This is a genomic window from Aeromonas sp. s10, assembly GCF_040907975.1.
GTDB classification, from domain to species: Bacteria; Pseudomonadota; Gammaproteobacteria; order Enterobacterales; family Aeromonadaceae; genus Aeromonas; species Aeromonas caviae.
Genome location: NZ_JBFOCV010000033.1, coordinates 336,542 through 351,497 on the forward strand (window position 1 = coordinate 336,542; position 14,956 = coordinate 351,497).

Genomic DNA, 14,956 nt, shown 5'->3' on the forward strand with positions numbered 1-14,956 from the left:
TTCTGGCACGACGAACAACGGGTAACTCAGCAGCGCACTGCTGACGAGAGGATTACCGGGTCTGCTCGAGGTGCTGCTTGATCAACAGGTCCGTCTCCAGCAGGGGCAGGCCGACCACGGCACTGTAGCTCCCCTCGAGGCGACTGACGAATTTGCCGGCAATGCCCTGGATAGCATAGGCGCCCGCCTTGTCGCACGGCTCGCCGGTGCGCCAGTAGGCTTCGATCTCGGCCTCGTCCAGCTTGCGAAACGCCACGTTGGTGGTGACCAGCCGCACATCGCACCGCTCCGGGGTGGCCAGGGCCACCGCCGTCATCACCTGGTGTACCCGCCCGGAGAGGGCTTCCAGCATGTCCTTGGCGTCCAGCAGGTCGGAGGGTTTCTCCAGCACCCGCTCCCCCAGCACCACTATGGTGTCGGCCCCCAGCACAGGCAGCGCCGTGGGCGCCGCGGCCACACCGGCCATGGCCTTGTCGCGGGCCAGCCGGCAGACGTAATCCTGGGGCTTCTCACCGTCGTTGCGCAGCTCCGGCACATCCAGCTTGAGGACCTCGAAACGGTAGCCCAGGCGGGTCAGAAGCTCGTGCCGGCGGGGGGAGCCCGAGGCGAGATAGAGTTGCAGTTCGTTGTGCTTGTTCATACTTCACTCAATGAGACGATGCGCAGTTACAATGCGTTGTTTTTATTCACATTCACTTGATATTGAAGCGACGCCGCACCTTGCGCAAGACCATAAAAATCCAGGGCCATATTAACATCGTCGTCAACGTCGACCAAAAGTAGGCGAAGTTGAGGCTGGCCCGGCTGAACAGATGCTCCGCCCAGAACACGGTGATCTTCCCCACCAGGGAGAGCAGACCGATGATCAGCGCCTGCTGCCAGAGGGAGAAGTTGCGGATCTTCTGGAACTGGAAGGCCGCCAGGTAGGTGGTGATGGCCATGGCCATGGCCCGCACGCCGAGGGTGCTGCCGAGCAGCACGTCCAGCAGCAGGCCCGCCACCCAGGCGGTGCCGACGTTGGTCCGGTGGGGCAGCGCCAGCGCCCAGTAGATGAGCACCATGGCGAGCCAGTCCGGACGGAAGGGTTCGAATTGAAAGGGAAGCGGCAGGATGGAGAGGCACAGGGCCAGCAGGATCGAACACCAGATCCAGATCCTGCCGCTGGCGGGTTGCAGCATCAGCGCGTCGCCCCCGCCGCCGAGGTTGCCGTGGCCGCCGAGGCGCTCGCCGCAGGCTCAAGGGCATCCTTGTCGTGTACTTCCGGTTTCTTGTCGGTCCACAGCAGCAGCAGGTAGCGCAGACGGTCCAGCGCCACCAGCGGCTTGGCCTCGATCTGGGCGAAGGGCTTGCCCTCCACGTAGTCGGAGCGGGTCACGGTCGCCACCGGATAACCTTCCGGGAAGCGGCCGCCCAGGCCCGAGGTGACCAGCAGATCGCCGACCTGGACGTCGGTGTTGCGGGGCAGGTTGCGCAGCTCCAGCTTGTCCAGCTCGCCGCTGCCGGAGGCGATGGCGCGCAAGTCGTTGCGCAGCACCCGCACCGGGATGCCGTGGCTGGAGTCGGTGATGAGCAGGACGCGACTGGTGGTGGAGCCCACGTGGAGCACCTGACCGACCACCCCCTGATCGTTGATCACCGGCTGGCCGTTGTAGACGCCATCCAGCGCCCCCTTGTTGATCAGCACCTGATGGCTGAAGGGGTCGGAATCCACCGACAGCAGCTCGGCCACCATCTTGCGGGACTCCTTGTGTACCGGCGACCCCAGCAGCTCGCGCAGCCGCTGGTTCTCGTGCTCCAGCTGATCCATCTTGAGCAGGCGCGAGCGCAGGGTGAACAGTTGCTGCTCCTGCTGCTTGGTCTGCTCGATGAGATCGGCGCGGGTCTGCACCTGGGTCGACATGGTGTCGAGCAGGGTGCCGGGGGCGTTGGCGATGTATTGCAGCGGGCTCACCAGGGAGCTCAGATAAACGCGGACATGGCTGAACACACCGAAGCGGGAATCCGCGACGATGGCAGCGACGGAGATGATGACGGCGAGAAACAACCGTAACTGAAGCGAAGGGCCTCTACCGAAGATGGGTTTCATGAGTCGTCAAAAAAGAGCCGGCGCTCGGCCGGCTTTGGGTCTTATTCGTAGTGGAACAGATCGCCACCGTGCATATCGATCAGCTCCAGCGCCTTGCCACCGCCACGGGCGACACAGGTGAGGGGATCTTCAGCCACGACGACCGGGATGCCGGTCTCTTCCATCAGCAGACGGTCGATGTCCTTGAGCAGGGCACCACCACCGGTCAGCACCATGCCGCGCTCGGAGATGTCGGACGCCAGCTCGGGCGGGGATTGCTCCAGGGCCACCATGACGGCGGAGACGATGCCGGAGAGCGGCTCTTGCAGCGCTTCCAGGATCTCGTTGGAGTTCAGGGTGAAGCTGCGGGGCACACCCTCGGCCAGGTTGCGACCGCGCACTTCGATCTCGCGCACCTCTTCGCCCGGATAGGCGGAGCCGATCTCGTGCTTGATGCGCTCGGCGGTGGCTTCCCCGATCAGGCTGCCGTAGTTGCGACGCACGTAGCTGATGATGGCTTCGTCGAACTTGTCGCCACCGATACGGACGGACTGGGAGTAGACCACGCCGTTCAGGGAGATGATGGCCACTTCGGTGGTACCGCCACCGATGTCCACCACCATGGAACCGGTCGCTTCGGAGACCGGCAAGCCGGCACCGATGGCGGCAGCCATGGGTTCATCGATCAGGTAAACCTCGCGGGCGCCGGCGCCCAGAGCGGATTCCTTGATGGCGCGACGTTCCACCTGGGTGGAGCCGCAGGGTACGCACACCAGCACGCGCGGGCTGGGGCGGAAATAGTTGTTGTCGTGAACCTGTTTGATGAAGTGCTGCAGCATCTTCTCGGTCACGTAGAAATCGGCGATCACGCCGTCTTTCATCGGGCGAATGGCGGAGATGTTACCCGGGGTACGACCCAGCATCTGCTTGGCGGCATGACCGACAGCAGCGACCGATTTGGCGTTCCCGCGCTCTTGGCGAATGGCGACAACTGAGGGTTCGTTAAGGACGATCCCTTGATCTTTTACATAGATCAGGGTGTTGGCAGTTCCCAAGTCGATCGACAGATCGTTGGAAAAGACGCCTCTGAGCTTTTTGAACATGGCTACGGGAAATCCTAAGAATTTGGAGGTGCAGAAAACCGGCTAACTTTACCAATGCCCACCCCAATGGGCAAGCGCTCAAACTGTCGCCAATCAATCAGGCGCGACAAAAATGCGAGTCATCACTCACCCGCTCAGGCCGACAAACACTACGAAACAAGGAGATAAGACGCCACTGTACAGCAATGCGTCTATCTCCCCGTGTCAGCCCGGGTGTCAGGGCATCACTTCGCGGCGATAAATAATTCTGTCATTACCCCGATCCCGACCAAAAATCGCCTCCCCCAGCAGGTGATCCGCCGTGGCCGGATCCGCCAACCAGACGGGTTGGGATGGCTGTTTGTCCAGCAGGATCTCGTAGGGAATGCGCACACTCTGGTTCGGCGCGGCGAAATGGAACCGGGTCTCCCCACCATTGATGCGAACATCGCTGCCGCCAGGGGCAACCGGCCCCAGGCCGAGACGGATCCGGGGGCCATCCTTGAGGCCCAGATCTCCGGTCGCGGCGTCGTAATGCTGCTCGCCATCGGTAAAGCGAATGCCATCGTTCGCGAGGGATATCCGGGTACAGAGATCGTCCTGATTCACCCGCCACTGGCCCCCTTCGAAATATTGCACCTGAAGCGGCAGCGCCAGCGGGGCGCTGGCCGCCCCCTGACGAGTGCTGGCCAGCAGGCGGCCGTAATAGGCGATCATGGTGTCGTTCTTCCCTTGCAAAATAGAGAGCTGCCTGGCGGTGCAGTTCACCCCGCTCTGGCAGTTGCCGCTGACGGCCGGATTCATGTTCCGACCGCTGAGGAAGCTGGTCTCAGGAGTCTCACCGTCCGTCACTCTGAGCCCTAGTCGCAGGAGCGGCAAGGGCTCTTCCGGTGCGGTCAGGCTAGGGGTCAGTTCGCGCAGCCGCATAAAGCGGGTTTGACCTGACTGCTTGCCTGTTCCTTCGGTCCAGCTGGCGGCCAGAGGTGCCAACCGATTGGATCTGTCCACCCCGTCCTGATTGTTGGCGGCCACCAGGGTGAGGGCCCCTCTGGCAAAGGCATCACGGTAGTTCCTCGTGACACTCCCTTCCTTGTTGCGCGCCTCCACCACCGTCTGTATCCCGAATGGCTGGCTCATATAGCTGAAACCGCCGCAGGCCGGGGTGACGGTACCGCTCGTCATGTTGAAGTCCCAGGGTACGAAGCGCCCCAACGGTACGCTGGTGGCGGGAGGGATGGTGTAACCGAAATAGCCCGTTGATACTGTGCTTCCCTCTGGCAACGTAGCCGCTGGTGGCGTCGCCTTGATCCTGAAGACCCCGACCTCGTTGAGGCTGAGGGCGGGTGTATTGAGGCTGGCACTGGCTGCAACGTGGCTGTACCTGGTCGGGGTGACCTGGGCGACCACACCACCCTGAGGAGCCACCAGCTCGCTGGTCAGGGCGATGTCGGACAACACGAAGTTGGGGGTGGTGCCATTGCCGGTGCAGATATCCCCATCGCTGTCGCTCTGCCACGCCATGGCCTGGATATTGAGCGAGAAGCTGTCTCCCGTCCTCTTGAACACAGGGCAGGTGATATCACCTGCCGCGCAGGCCCCCTGGGTGGGCGTGATGCAGAGCCCTACCGGGCGGCTCACGAACAGATCCGAGCCCGTCATCACCAGCCCTGCGGTATCACCGCTGCCATCGTGGCGGGCATTGAGCCGCATCTGGCCCGCATCCGGGTAGCTCACCGTCAGGGTAGTCTCCCCTTTGCTATCGAAGCTCAGGTTGCTGATGGTGGACGCCCCCTGCGACGTAGCGATGGCATTGCCGTTGACCGTCACCTTGCTGCCGAAGGTGTTGCTCGCCGGGCTCACATAGTCGCTCCAGAAACGAACAGGTTTGCTCACACCGGCAAAGCTCGGCACGCACTGCTGGCTGGCATCGTCTTTCTTGACTGCCTTCATCACCACCTGCTGCGGCCTGTTCGCCAGGGTATCCAGCACATCGAACACGAAGCCGCTGTCGGCGAAGCTCAAGGTACAGGCGGCGGCGCTCAGGGCACCACTGCCGGCGCGGCACAGGGTGGTGCTCAGGGGTTTGGTGGACGGCGTCGAGCCGCTCACTCCCACTGTGATGGCCGTCGCCAGATTGTTGCGTAGCTGCAAGGTGGTCGTGCCGCCGCTGAAATTGACGGTGGCGGTGTTGCCGTTGTAGCTCACCTGGCTGCCGGCTATCCAGCCGTTGCTGCCATTCTTGAGGGGGGTCAGGATGGCGCTCACCGGGTCCGTGAACAGTTGGCTGCAACTGGCGTTGGCGCAGGCCCGAATGGTCAGAGTCTCGGGGTTGCAGGTCAGGGCCTGACCGGAGTGATCGAACTCGAAGTGATCGATCTGGGTCCCCACCGGATTGGATTTGAGGGCGCAGATCCGGACGTTATCGAGCTCGTGGTAGTTCGTCACAGAACCGGTGGAGCCGGTGAGCGACAGCAGGAAGTTGGCGGGCACCGCCGCCTGCCCCGTCTGGTTCACCATATTGATGGGCCCCACCAGCATGGTGTAACCCGAGCCCGTGTTCCGCTCAACCGACGCAAGTGAACTGCCGGCAGTGCGCGAGTCAATGGTGATGCGGTAACGATGGGGGCGGTTGCCATTGGTTCCGCTGTCCACTGCCGGGCTCAGGTTGCTCGCCGTTCCCGCCAGATAGCGATAGCCCGAGGTCCCCGAACTGGCACCGGAGCCACGAATGGAAACGGCCTGAGGACGAGACCCGGGATTATAGGAGCCCCCCTCGTTGGCATAGTTGCCATATTCGTCGATACCGACCCCCATCCAGCCGCCGGCAAAACCGCTGATCCCGGTCTTGAAGCCATAACCCAGCGGGCCACCGAAGGCGCCGGGCTGGGGCGTGATCGTCGCATCGGAGAGCACCACCGCCATGCCGTCCGCCCCGCTCGAGCCGGAGGTCTTGTAGGCATACTGATCGAACTCGATAGTCACCAGATTGCTGGCCCCCGGGAAGAGGCGCTGGAAGGTCGCAGAGGTGGCCTGGTTGGTCGTATTCTGGGTCAGCCGCAGGCGACCGTTTTGCAAAGAGGGCAAGGTACTGCCATTGCGTTGAGCCACCACCCAGTCGCTGCCAAGGGTACTGGCGGAGAAGTCATCGCTGAAACAGGTCAGTGGGTCTTCACACATGCCCGGCCAGTCGCCGGTGAAGGGCTCGTGGATCACCTGGCTGTTGTTGGTCATGGAGACGTTCACCGCCGACACGGCGCCGGTCAGCACGGCCTGGCCACTCATGGCCAGATCCCCGGCGTTCACATAGAGAATGGCGTTGAGTTTGGTATTGCCGCTCATGGTGACCTTGCCGAAGTGATACATCATCAGGTCGTTGGCCTTGCCCCCCGCATTGACCTCCATCTGGTCGCTCAGGGCCAGATCGCTCTTGATGTACAACCTCGCGGCACTGCCGCTGTCAAAGATCAGCTTGTCGTTCTGACCGAGCTCCATCTTGTCTATCCAGTGGTTGCCGCCACGAAAGTAGAAATTGATGTTGGAGGTGCTCTGGTGTTTGAACGTCTTGAGGTAGCGGGCCTGCAGATATCCGTTGAGGGTGCCGTTGCCACTCACCTCCAGGGTCTGGTGAAGCTGGAGCGTCAGGTCGCTGCGACTCCCTGCGGCGGAGATCCGGCTCTCGTTTTCCATCTTGAGCCCATAGACGGCGAGGGAGCTCTGCCCCTGGAAGGTCATGGCACTGTTGCTCTTCATCCCCAGGCTTTTGATAAACCAGTCCCCTGCCCCCATGAGCACGCTCTGGCCACTGGCAGAGACCTCCATGGTGACCTTGTCCAGGTAGTGCGGCTGGAAGACGGCAGTCCCGGTATTGCCATTGCCCGAGACCTCAAGGGTGCTGTAGACGGTGACCCTGGCGTCATTGAGCTTGCCCTGACCCGTCACCGTCAGATCGTTCACATGAAGATCTCCCGACCCGGTGACGCCACTGTTGTAACCATTCTTGATGGTCATCTTCTGGGCATAGACGGTCGCCCCGTTGAGGTTGAGCATCGCCCCTTCGCTGATAGACAAGGTATCGAAGCGATAGGTCTGGCCCGATTTCAGGGTCGCCACGCAGCTGTTGCCCCCCCACGAGGCGTTCTTGTAGTCACCGGCAGCAGGAGAGATGGCCCCGTCGCAAGCGAGATCATTTTTCCCGCTGTAGGAGGGGAAGCCCCCCGGGTTGGCCGGAAACGCGTCGGGATCGCTGATGAAGGTCACATCCTTGAGCGGACTGGCGAGGGCGCCGCTGACGTTGCAATTGGAGACCCAGGTGCCGTTGTTCCAGAAACCACCGTTGTTGCAGTTGGCGTTGGGCTGGATGTTTTTGGTCAGGAAGGGGTAACTGGCCCCCACAGCGGTGCTGATGATCTTGCTTTCATTGTTCATGCTCAGCACGCCGGGGGAGGCGTGGCTCTGCACCGGGAAAAGGAAGGCTTCGGTACACTGGCTGGCGGCCTGCACCGAGGTGGATCCCAGCAAGATCCACAACAGGGCGCCGCGAAGAGGCTGGCTCCTTGGCAGGGGGCTCATGGCGTCACTCCATCAAAAGCTTCCGCCACCAGGGTGCGGCTGACGGCAAAATCGGGGTTCGGGCCGCTGCCGGCATCGGGTTGGCCACAGCGCCCTTCACTGCTGAATCGGTATCCGGTTTGGGTCCCGCCGGCCGCACTCACCGGCACCTTGTTGCAGGTGACGATGGCCTGACAGCCCGTCAGTCCCGCATCGGTGAAACTGAGACTGGTGCTGGCGGCGCATTGCTGCCCTTGCCACTGGCCATTGGGATAGAGTCGATAGAGGGCAATTTCCAGCCCGCTCTGGGCCGCCATCAGGGCACGCACACCGCGCACCTCCACCGTGTGCTTCTCACTGCTGTCCACCAGGAAACGCCCCATGGCCGCCGCCAGCAGGGCCATGATGACGATGACGAAGAGGGCGATCAGGATGGCGCTGCCCCGCTGAGACCTCACCATGGAGGGAGTGTCAGGGCGCATTGAGGGTCTCCAGCTTGTGGTGGAAGACGACGCGCTCGTCGCGCTGCTCGAACTCCAGCCGCAGCCCCACCTCGCTCTGGTTGAAGGCGGCGGGTTCCCGATAGAAGTAATAGGCGGCGGGACGAATATGCTCCGCCATCAACTGGGTGGTCTCGCTGCTGCTCAGGGTGTCGTCCAGGGGCATGGCCATGCGCCAGAGGCTGCCCCCTCTCACGCAATAGAGCACCTGCTGGTTCGCAAAATAGATGCGCTGCCCCGGCGAGTCCTTGACGAAACCGTTACTGAGAGTCAAGGGCAGTGCGCCCGATACGTCGCTGCCCACATCGGTGACGCGGGCGGTACAGCTTCCCTGCAGGCAGCCCTGATTCAGGAGGCCCGTGCTCGCGAGGGGATACACGATGGCAAGATCCTCATTTTTCTTGGGGAGCACGGATGGCGTGACTATGCTGAGCCCAGTGCTGGCCACAGAGCCCAGATAGCGACTGGCGGTAGCGATGGGCCAGAACCGCAGACAGGCCCCCTGCTCCTGGGCACCGCCCCCTTCGTCCTCGACCCGCACCGAACCGGGGACGGCGTCACGCACCTCGCGATTGAGCCGCTCCAGGGCGAAACGGGCATCGCTCATCAGTTGCTCGCGGCGGCTGGCATCTCCGTAGATCTGGGTACCGATGCCGATAAACTGGCTGGAGAAGGTCGCCATCACCCCGAGCAGCAGGATCACCATCACTAGCTCCACCAGGGTGAAGCCCCCCTCACGCCCGGGTCGGACGCGGTCACGGGCGAGTCTGGCACATGGGTGTTCCCACGCGGCATCACGGGAATGTGGCTTGCCCATCAGTAGTTCCCCCGATAGAGGCCGAAGACCAGCTCGCTCCCGTCCGGCAGGCGCACGGTCAGGGTGATGCGCTTGCCGATGGACTCGGCCCCCTCCCCCGCGCTGCCAAAGAGGGTATCCGGCACCACCGCGATCTTCACCTGGTAGCGCCGATACTCCTCTTCGCTGCTCGCGGCCGAGGCCTGGGTAAAGTAGCTGGCGTCCACCCAGCGGCCTGCCGTGTCGAAATCGTCCACGTCGTTGAACCCGTAGGGGCGGGTCTCGCCACCATCGGGGCCATAATCGGCGCTCGCCGTGCAGGGGGGATAGGTAAAGGCGGGCACACCGGCCGTCTCGCCGCAGCGAAAACGGCCGCCGTTGCGATCGGAATGCTCGTCGAAAGACTTCTCCAGCATCTCGCCGAGGATGCGCTGGGCGAGCTGGGCGGCGCGTACCTGCTGCACCGGATCCACCGCCTGGGGAGCCTGATTGATAAGCAGCCCCAGGATGCCGGTCAGGGCGACGGCCAGCAGCACGATGCCGACCACGAACTCGACCAGGGTGAAGCCGCGGCGGATCTTAGGGGATCGCATGGATATAGCCTTCCGGCTCGATGCGCAGCCGGGCACTCTCCTGGCCGCTGCTGACAGCCAGTTCGCAGCCGTTGATGCAGCCTAGCCACAGGGGTCTGCCGCTGCGCTTGTCGAAATGGAATGTCCCCTGAGGAGAGAATTGCAGGTTGCCGGACGCCTGAACCAGGCGCCCGCGACGCTGCTCATCCCCACGCCAGCCTGAAATGGGGGCAGGCGCACAGCTCGCCCCGGTCAGATGGCCAAAACGCCCCGCCTCCAGCACCAGCTGGGTGCAGCGCGCGTCCCCTTCCTGCATGTTCATGGTCTGCACCAGCCGCAGCCGGGCCACCAGCTCGTCACGCAGGGTATGGGTTTCAAAGCCGCCTTTGCCCAGCCATTTAGGCACGGCAAAGGCGGCCAGAATCCCGAGCAACAGGATCACGATCACCAGTTCAATCAGGGTGAAACCCTTGGCTATCGACATTCATGCCCTCATCGGGAATAACGAAAAAGCGAGGCCGAAGCCTCGCCTTGTCTGACAATTACTTGCCGCAATCGGTGCTGACAGCGATGGAGGGAACACCACCCGCCGCAGTGATGGCGTTGTTGTAAGTAACCGCACATTTGCTATTGGGTTCGTTGCTTGGCTTGAAGGTCGCAATGGTGCCTGACATGGCGCCACTCCAACCGTCCAGTGCCACTGTTTTGCCTGCATCAGCATTCACCGGATAGCCAAACGAGGTATCCACGGTAGTACCCGCAACAGAGACAGCACCAGAAGAACTCTCAATACCCTGGATCGCAGCCTTGCTGTAGACCAGCTGTGAAGAGCTTTGCAGGGAGGCCTTCACGCCATTGGCGGCGGCCAGACGCGCATCATCCTGCAGATTCAGGAACTTGGGTGCGGCGGTGACCGCCAGAATGCCCAGAATGATGATCACGATGACCAGTTCGATCAGGGTAAAGCCCGATTGCTTTTTCATTACGTCTTTCCTCGGTTTATCAATTGATATGGGTGGTCACCTGGCCGGAGGCCGGGCGATAACTGAAACTCATGAACGCATCCGTGCTCCCTTGCGGGTCCTGATAACGTCCATCACTTCCCTTGCTCAGGCTGTTGACCAGATAGTAACGGCAGACCGAATCCAGTCCATTGTTGCTCACCGTGGCATAGAACTTCAGGTCATTGCCGCTACCGCGCACCTCGTCAAAGCGGGCAGTAGCCTTGGGAGGATTCTGCAACAACCCCTCCCAAATATTGAGGCAGCGGGTCGCCGTCAGGCTGGCCGGATCCACATCGGGCGTGCCGCTTGCTGCCGTGTCCATGGGATACCCGGGAGAGAGCTCGCCATTGCTGACCTGGCTGTCGGTCGGCGTGGTCAGATAGAAACGCGAGCCGTCATAGAGCACGGTGTTGAGCCCATCCTGCCTGGCACGCCCTTCGGCCTCCCACTGGGCACGCACCAGGGACACCCCGGTGGCGAAACCGCCGGACACCCCTTCCACGCTCGCCTTCTTCGCCTCGTCGGTCACATCGAGAAAACGGGGCAAGGCGGTGACGGCCAGGATCCCCAGGATCACGATGACGATCACCAGCTCAATCAAGGAAAAACCGGCCATCCGGCCAAGCGCCCGAACGGGTCTCACTCTCTTTGCTGCCATGCTGCCTCCGTAATGGTCCGCATTATTTCATGCGGATAGAAAAAAATCATGTCAATGAAATACTTGAAGCACCCAATCAGGGGCGGGCCACCACCCGGCCATCGGTGAAGCTGTAGTGCAGCCAGTGCCCTTCCTGGCCGAATTCACACCCGCCCCCCCCTTCGCTGGCAAGGGCCTGCCAGGATAAGAGCCCCTCATCGTGCCCCAGCAGGGCGAGCCAGAGCTGACGGCAATCGGCCGATGGCGACTGGCGCGGCAACACCGCCAGAGGCCAGCCCCGCTCATCGAACTGCCAGGCTGTGCCCTCGGCATGGAGCACCGACGGACGCCGCTCGTCGAGCCAACGTCCGTGCAGGCGCTGGGCCCGCTGTGCGAACTGCTCACCGAGCAGGCTGGCGCTGATGGCCAGCGCCTCTTCCCTGTGATTGCGATAGCTCATGACCAGGGTCGTGACGATGACCGCCAGCAGGATAAAGACGACGACCCGCCGATATCCCCCCAGCCAGTGCTCATCCTGCTCGGCCTCTCTGCTCATGCTCTTTCATACCTTGTTCTCTGTGCCCGGCACGGGCAGCATCCGGATGACCGTGAAGATACTGCCTACTGGCCGCGCACCGCTCTCATCATGTCCCACCATCAGAGGAGTGAAGATGCTGAATCCAGTCACTGACCGCGAACAGCTCTCATCATGTCCCATCATCAAGGGAGTAAAGATGCTGAACCCTGTCACTGACCGCGAACAGCTCTCATCATGTCCCACATGGGAGTGAAGATACCCAGGGCCAGCACCAGTACCATGACCGCCACTATGCCGATGAGGATGGGTTCGATGCGGGCGGTGAGGCTCTTGAGGTCATAATCCACCTCACGCTCGTAATACTCGGCCGCTTCGTGCAGCAGCTCGTCCACCTGGCCGGTCTCCTCCCCCACCGCGATCATCTGCATCACCAATGGAGTGAACAGGCCGCTGGCGCCGGCGGTGCGCAGCAGGCTCTCGCCGCGCTCGATGCCGCCCCGCATGTCGCGGATCTGTCCCGCCATCCAGGCGTTGTCCACCGCGTCGGCCACCAGGGTCAGCGCCGTGTTGAGCGGCACCCCGGCCTTGAGCATCATGGAGAAGCTGCGGGCAAAACGGGCAAGCAGGGAGCGCTCTATGATGGAGCCGACGATGGGCAGCCGCAGCTGCCATCTGTGCCAGGCCAGCCTGCCTTTGGTGGTGGCGACCCAGCGTCGCCAGCCGACGACAGCTCCCACCAGGATGGCGAGCAGCAGCCACCAGTAGTGAACGAAGAAGTGGGAGGTGGCCAGCAGGATACGGGTCGCCAGCGGCAGCTCCACCCCGAACTTGGCAAACATCCCGGCAAAGACGGGGATCACCATGATGTTGAGAATCACCATGGCGACGGCGATGGCAATCAGCACGAAGGTGGGGTAACGCATGGCGGTCTTGATCCGCTTGCGGGTCTCCAGCTCCAGATCGAAATAGTTGGCGAGCTGCAGGAAGGCCTCCTCCAGCTGACCCGTGTTCTCCCCCACGTGGATGATGGCCACGAAGAGGCTGCTGAACACCTTCGGGTGCGACTGCATCGCGCTCGACAGCGGCCGGCCGTTGGCCAGATCCTCCCCCAGAGCGTGAAGCGCCCGCTTGAGGGGCTTGCTGTGGGCGCTCTCCTCCAGCCCCGCGATGGCGCGCAGGATAGGGATGCCTGCACGGGTCAGGGCATACATCTGGCGGCTGAAGACCACCAGCTCCTCCAGCTTGACGCTCCCTTCCAGCAGCAGCGACCAGTCGATGCTGGCAGACCTGGCCTTGCCGGCCTTCAGCTCGGTGGGCATCACCCCGCGGCGCATCAGCTGCTCGGCGGCGGCCAGCTCGCTGACCGCTTCCACCACGCCGCTGACGGCCTGGCCCTGGCTGTCACGCCCCTTGTAGGCAAAACGGTTCATGGGCGACCCCGGAAGAGTGATTCAGTACGATCCAGATGCCTCATGCGTTACCCCAGGTCCTCGGCCAGCCGAAGCACCTCGTCCACCGAGGTGATCCCCTCCCGGGCATAGTCGAGCGCCGTCAGGGCCAGGGGGCGGTAGTGCTCATGCGCCCGTGCCGCCCGGGCAAACCCCTCGGCATCGTTGCGGCGCAGGGCATCCATCATGGATTGATCCAGCTCCAGCAGCTCGTAGACCCCGATCCGGCCCGCATAGCCGGTGAAGTTGCAGCTCTGGCAGCCTCGTCCCTTGCGATAGCGATGCTGCCCCGGCGCTTCACCGGAGAGCACAGAGAGCCAGGTGGCCTGTCCCTCGTCCGGCGCCGTCTCGCAGGCGCAGTGTTCACACACCCGCCGCACCAGGCGCTGGGCCACCACGGCCCGCAGGGCGCTCGCCACCAGATAGCCGGGCGCCCCCATGTCGATGAGACGCAGGGCGCTGGTCACGGCGTCGTTGGTGTGCAAGGTGGTCAGCACCAGGTGACCCGTGATGGCGCCGCGCAGGCCGATCTCCACCGTCTCGTTGTCCCGCATCTCCCCCACCAGCAGGATGTCCGGATCCTGGCGCAGGGTGGAGCGCAGCACCTGGGAGAAGGTGAGCCCTATCTTGGGATTGACCTGCACCTGGCTGATGCGGGGCAGACGGTACTCCACCGGGTCTTCCACCGTGATGATCTTGTGGCTGGCCTGGTTGAGTTCGGAGAGGGCGCCGTAGAGCGTCGTGGTCTTGCCGCTACCGGTCGGCCCCGTCACCAGGATCATGCCGTGAGGGCGTTTGAGCTGACGACGGAAGCGGGTCAGGATGGCGGGTGGCATCCCGGTCTCGGCGAGCGACAAGATGCCGGAAGATTGATCCAGCAGCCGCATCACCACGGATTCCCCGTACTGCACCGGCATGGTGGACATCCGCACATCCACGTCGCGGCCGCGCACCTTCATATTGAAGCGGCCATCCTGGGGCAGACGCTTCTCCGAGATGTCGAGCCCGGCCACCAGCTTGAGGCGCAGCACCAGCGCCTGGGCAATGCGCACCTCGTTGAGGATGTTCTCATGCAGCACGCCGTCGATACGCTGGCGAATGCGCAGCACCTTCTCGTCCGGTTCGATATGGATGTCGGAGGCCCCCACCTGTACCGCGTCCTCGAACAGGGAGCGCAGCAGCTTGGCCACCGTCGCCTCCCCCTCGTCGGCTGCGGCATTGAGGCTGCCGGCCCCCAGCTCGAAGCCGGTCTCCTGGTGCTCTTCGTGCAGTTGCACCGCGAAGTTCTCTATCTCCCGGGTGCGGCGATAGAGGCGGTCGAAATACTCCAGCAGCTGGCCTTCACGGGCCACGGCCAGCACCAGCTCCCGCGGGCTGAGCAGGGCAGCGATGGCGTCGAGGGCGCTCAGATCCGCCGGATCCGACATCACCACGGTGACCTTGTCGTCGCTCAGGTTGACGGCCAGCGCCCGGTAGCGACGCGCCTGCACCTCGGGCAACAGCGCCACGGCCGAGACGTCGATGGTGAGGTTGTTGAGATCGAAGAAGGGCACATCCAGCTGACGGGCAAGGAAGGTCAGCAGTTGCACCTCGCTGATGAAGCCGAGATCGATGAGGGTGGTCCCCAGCTTGCGGCCGGTCTGGCGCTGCTGCTGCAGGGCGAGCTGCAGCTGATCATCCGAGATGATCTGTTCCTGTACCAGCAGGTCGCCTAGGCGCATTTTCAGTCTGGGTTGTGCCATTGTTGCTCCGATCTCTGTTGCTTC

Annotated in this window: 14 protein-coding genes; all 14 read right to left on the reverse strand. The window is 62.9% G+C overall.

The window, feature by feature from the left end; translation table 11 throughout:
• Nucleotides 1-52 precede the first annotated feature (52 nt).
• The 14 genes from AB5Y59_RS10740 to mshE all read right to left on the reverse strand — a co-directional run bounded on the left by AB5Y59_RS10740 (nt 53) and on the right by mshE (nt 14,932).
• On the reverse strand, nt 53-640 hold the full coding sequence (locus tag AB5Y59_RS10740) for a nucleoside triphosphate pyrophosphatase (protein ID WP_010672636.1): 588 nt from the start codon (nt 638-640) through the stop codon (nt 53-55).
• 52 nt (nt 641-692) lie between these two features.
• On the reverse strand, nt 693-1,178 hold the full coding sequence (mreD, locus tag AB5Y59_RS10745) for a rod shape-determining protein MreD (protein ID WP_010672635.1): 486 nt from the start codon (nt 1,176-1,178) through the stop codon (nt 693-695).
• Nucleotides 1,178-2,086, reverse strand: coding sequence for a rod shape-determining protein MreC (mreC, locus tag AB5Y59_RS10750; protein WP_029313545.1), 909 nt, complete (start codon nt 2,084-2,086; stop codon nt 1,178-1,180). The genes mreD and mreC overlap by 1 nt, the downstream gene beginning before the upstream one ends.
• A 41-nt stretch (nt 2,087-2,127) precedes the next feature.
• Nucleotides 2,128-3,168 (reverse strand): rod shape-determining protein, encoded by a 1,041-nt coding sequence (locus AB5Y59_RS10755; RefSeq protein ID WP_005308111.1) that lies wholly within the window; start codon nt 3,166-3,168, stop codon nt 2,128-2,130.
• A 216-nt stretch (nt 3,169-3,384) separates the two neighbouring features.
• Nucleotides 3,385-7,716 (reverse strand): DUF6701 domain-containing protein, encoded by a 4,332-nt coding sequence (locus AB5Y59_RS10760; RefSeq protein ID WP_368211965.1) that lies wholly within the window; start codon nt 7,714-7,716, stop codon nt 3,385-3,387.
• Nucleotides 7,713-8,177, reverse strand: a complete 465-nt coding sequence (locus AB5Y59_RS10765; protein ID WP_069652312.1) for an MSHA biogenesis protein MshP — start codon at nt 8,175-8,177, stop codon at nt 7,713-7,715. The genes AB5Y59_RS10760 and AB5Y59_RS10765 overlap by 4 nt, the downstream gene beginning before the upstream one ends.
• Complete coding sequence (locus tag AB5Y59_RS10770) at nt 8,167-9,012, reverse strand: PilW family protein (protein WP_368211966.1); 846 nt, start codon at nt 9,010-9,012, stop codon at nt 8,167-8,169. The genes AB5Y59_RS10765 and AB5Y59_RS10770 overlap by 11 nt, the downstream gene beginning before the upstream one ends.
• The gene (locus AB5Y59_RS10775) at nt 9,012-9,584 is read right to left on the reverse strand and encodes a prepilin-type N-terminal cleavage/methylation domain-containing protein (RefSeq protein ID WP_216944783.1); all 573 of its coding nucleotides are present in this window, start codon (nt 9,582-9,584) and stop codon (nt 9,012-9,014) included. Before AB5Y59_RS10775 ends, AB5Y59_RS10770 begins: the two co-directional genes overlap by 1 nt.
• On the reverse strand, nt 9,571-10,047 hold the full coding sequence (locus AB5Y59_RS10780; RefSeq protein WP_302056394.1) for a Tfp pilus assembly protein FimT/FimU: 477 nt from the start codon (nt 10,045-10,047) through the stop codon (nt 9,571-9,573). Before AB5Y59_RS10780 ends, AB5Y59_RS10775 begins: the two co-directional genes overlap by 14 nt.
• 58 nt (nt 10,048-10,105) lie before the next feature.
• Nucleotides 10,106-10,546, reverse strand: a complete 441-nt coding sequence (locus AB5Y59_RS10785) for a prepilin-type N-terminal cleavage/methylation domain-containing protein (protein ID WP_049637306.1) — start codon at nt 10,544-10,546, stop codon at nt 10,106-10,108.
• A gap of 19 nt (nt 10,547-10,565) precedes the next feature.
• Nucleotides 10,566-11,225 carry a type II secretion system protein gene (locus AB5Y59_RS10790; RefSeq protein ID WP_216944784.1) on the reverse strand — a complete coding sequence of 220 codons (660 nt, stop codon included), beginning with the start codon at nt 11,223-11,225 and terminating at the stop codon, nt 10,566-10,568.
• 76 nt (nt 11,226-11,301) lie between these two features.
• Nucleotides 11,302-11,760 (reverse strand): hypothetical protein, encoded by a 459-nt coding sequence (locus AB5Y59_RS10795; RefSeq protein WP_216944785.1) that lies wholly within the window; start codon nt 11,758-11,760, stop codon nt 11,302-11,304.
• A gap of 191 nt (nt 11,761-11,951) precedes the next feature.
• Nucleotides 11,952-13,172: a type II secretion system F family protein gene (locus AB5Y59_RS10800; protein ID WP_048208884.1), complete on the reverse strand. Its 1,221-nt coding sequence runs from the start codon at nt 13,170-13,172 to the stop codon at nt 11,952-11,954.
• Nucleotides 13,173-13,219: 47 nt separating this feature from the next.
• Entirely contained in the window at nt 13,220-14,932 is a 1,713-nt protein-coding gene (gene mshE / locus AB5Y59_RS10805) for an MSHA fimbrial ATPase MshE (protein ID WP_029313535.1), read from the reverse strand.
• Nucleotides 14,933-14,956 lie beyond the last annotated feature (24 nt).

Excerpts from the sequence above, each read along its gene's own strand:
- AB5Y59_RS10740 (WP_010672636.1), bottom strand. The coding sequence starts at position 640 with ATGAACAAGCACAACGAACTGCAACTCTATCTCGCCTCGGGCTCCCCC.
- mreD (WP_010672635.1), bottom strand. The coding sequence starts at position 1,178 with ATGCTGCAACCCGCCAGCGGCAGGATCTGGATCTGGTGTTCGATCCTG.
- mreC (WP_029313545.1), bottom strand. The coding sequence starts at position 2,086 with ATGAAACCCATCTTCGGTAGAGGCCCTTCGCTTCAGTTACGGTTGTTT.
- AB5Y59_RS10755 (WP_005308111.1), bottom strand. The coding sequence starts at position 3,168 with ATGTTCAAAAAGCTCAGAGGCGTCTTTTCCAACGATCTGTCGATCGAC.
- AB5Y59_RS10760 (WP_368211965.1), bottom strand. The coding sequence starts at position 7,716 with ATGAGCCCCCTGCCAAGGAGCCAGCCTCTTCGCGGCGCCCTGTTGTGG.
- AB5Y59_RS10765 (WP_069652312.1), bottom strand. The coding sequence starts at position 8,177 with ATGCGCCCTGACACTCCCTCCATGGTGAGGTCTCAGCGGGGCAGCGCC.
- AB5Y59_RS10770 (WP_368211966.1), bottom strand. The coding sequence starts at position 9,012 with ATGGGCAAGCCACATTCCCGTGATGCCGCGTGGGAACACCCATGTGCC.
- AB5Y59_RS10775 (WP_216944783.1), bottom strand. The coding sequence starts at position 9,584 with ATGCGATCCCCTAAGATCCGCCGCGGCTTCACCCTGGTCGAGTTCGTG.
- AB5Y59_RS10780 (WP_302056394.1), bottom strand. The coding sequence starts at position 10,047 with ATGTCGATAGCCAAGGGTTTCACCCTGATTGAACTGGTGATCGTGATC.
- AB5Y59_RS10785 (WP_049637306.1), bottom strand. The coding sequence starts at position 10,546 with ATGAAAAAGCAATCGGGCTTTACCCTGATCGAACTGGTCATCGTGATC.
- AB5Y59_RS10790 (WP_216944784.1), bottom strand. The coding sequence starts at position 11,225 with ATGGCAGCAAAGAGAGTGAGACCCGTTCGGGCGCTTGGCCGGATGGCC.
- AB5Y59_RS10795 (WP_216944785.1), bottom strand. The coding sequence starts at position 11,760 with ATGAGCAGAGAGGCCGAGCAGGATGAGCACTGGCTGGGGGGATATCGG.
- AB5Y59_RS10800 (WP_048208884.1), bottom strand. The coding sequence starts at position 13,172 with ATGAACCGTTTTGCCTACAAGGGGCGTGACAGCCAGGGCCAGGCCGTC.
- mshE (WP_029313535.1), bottom strand. The coding sequence starts at position 14,932 with ATGGCACAACCCAGACTGAAAATGCGCCTAGGCGACCTGCTGGTACAG.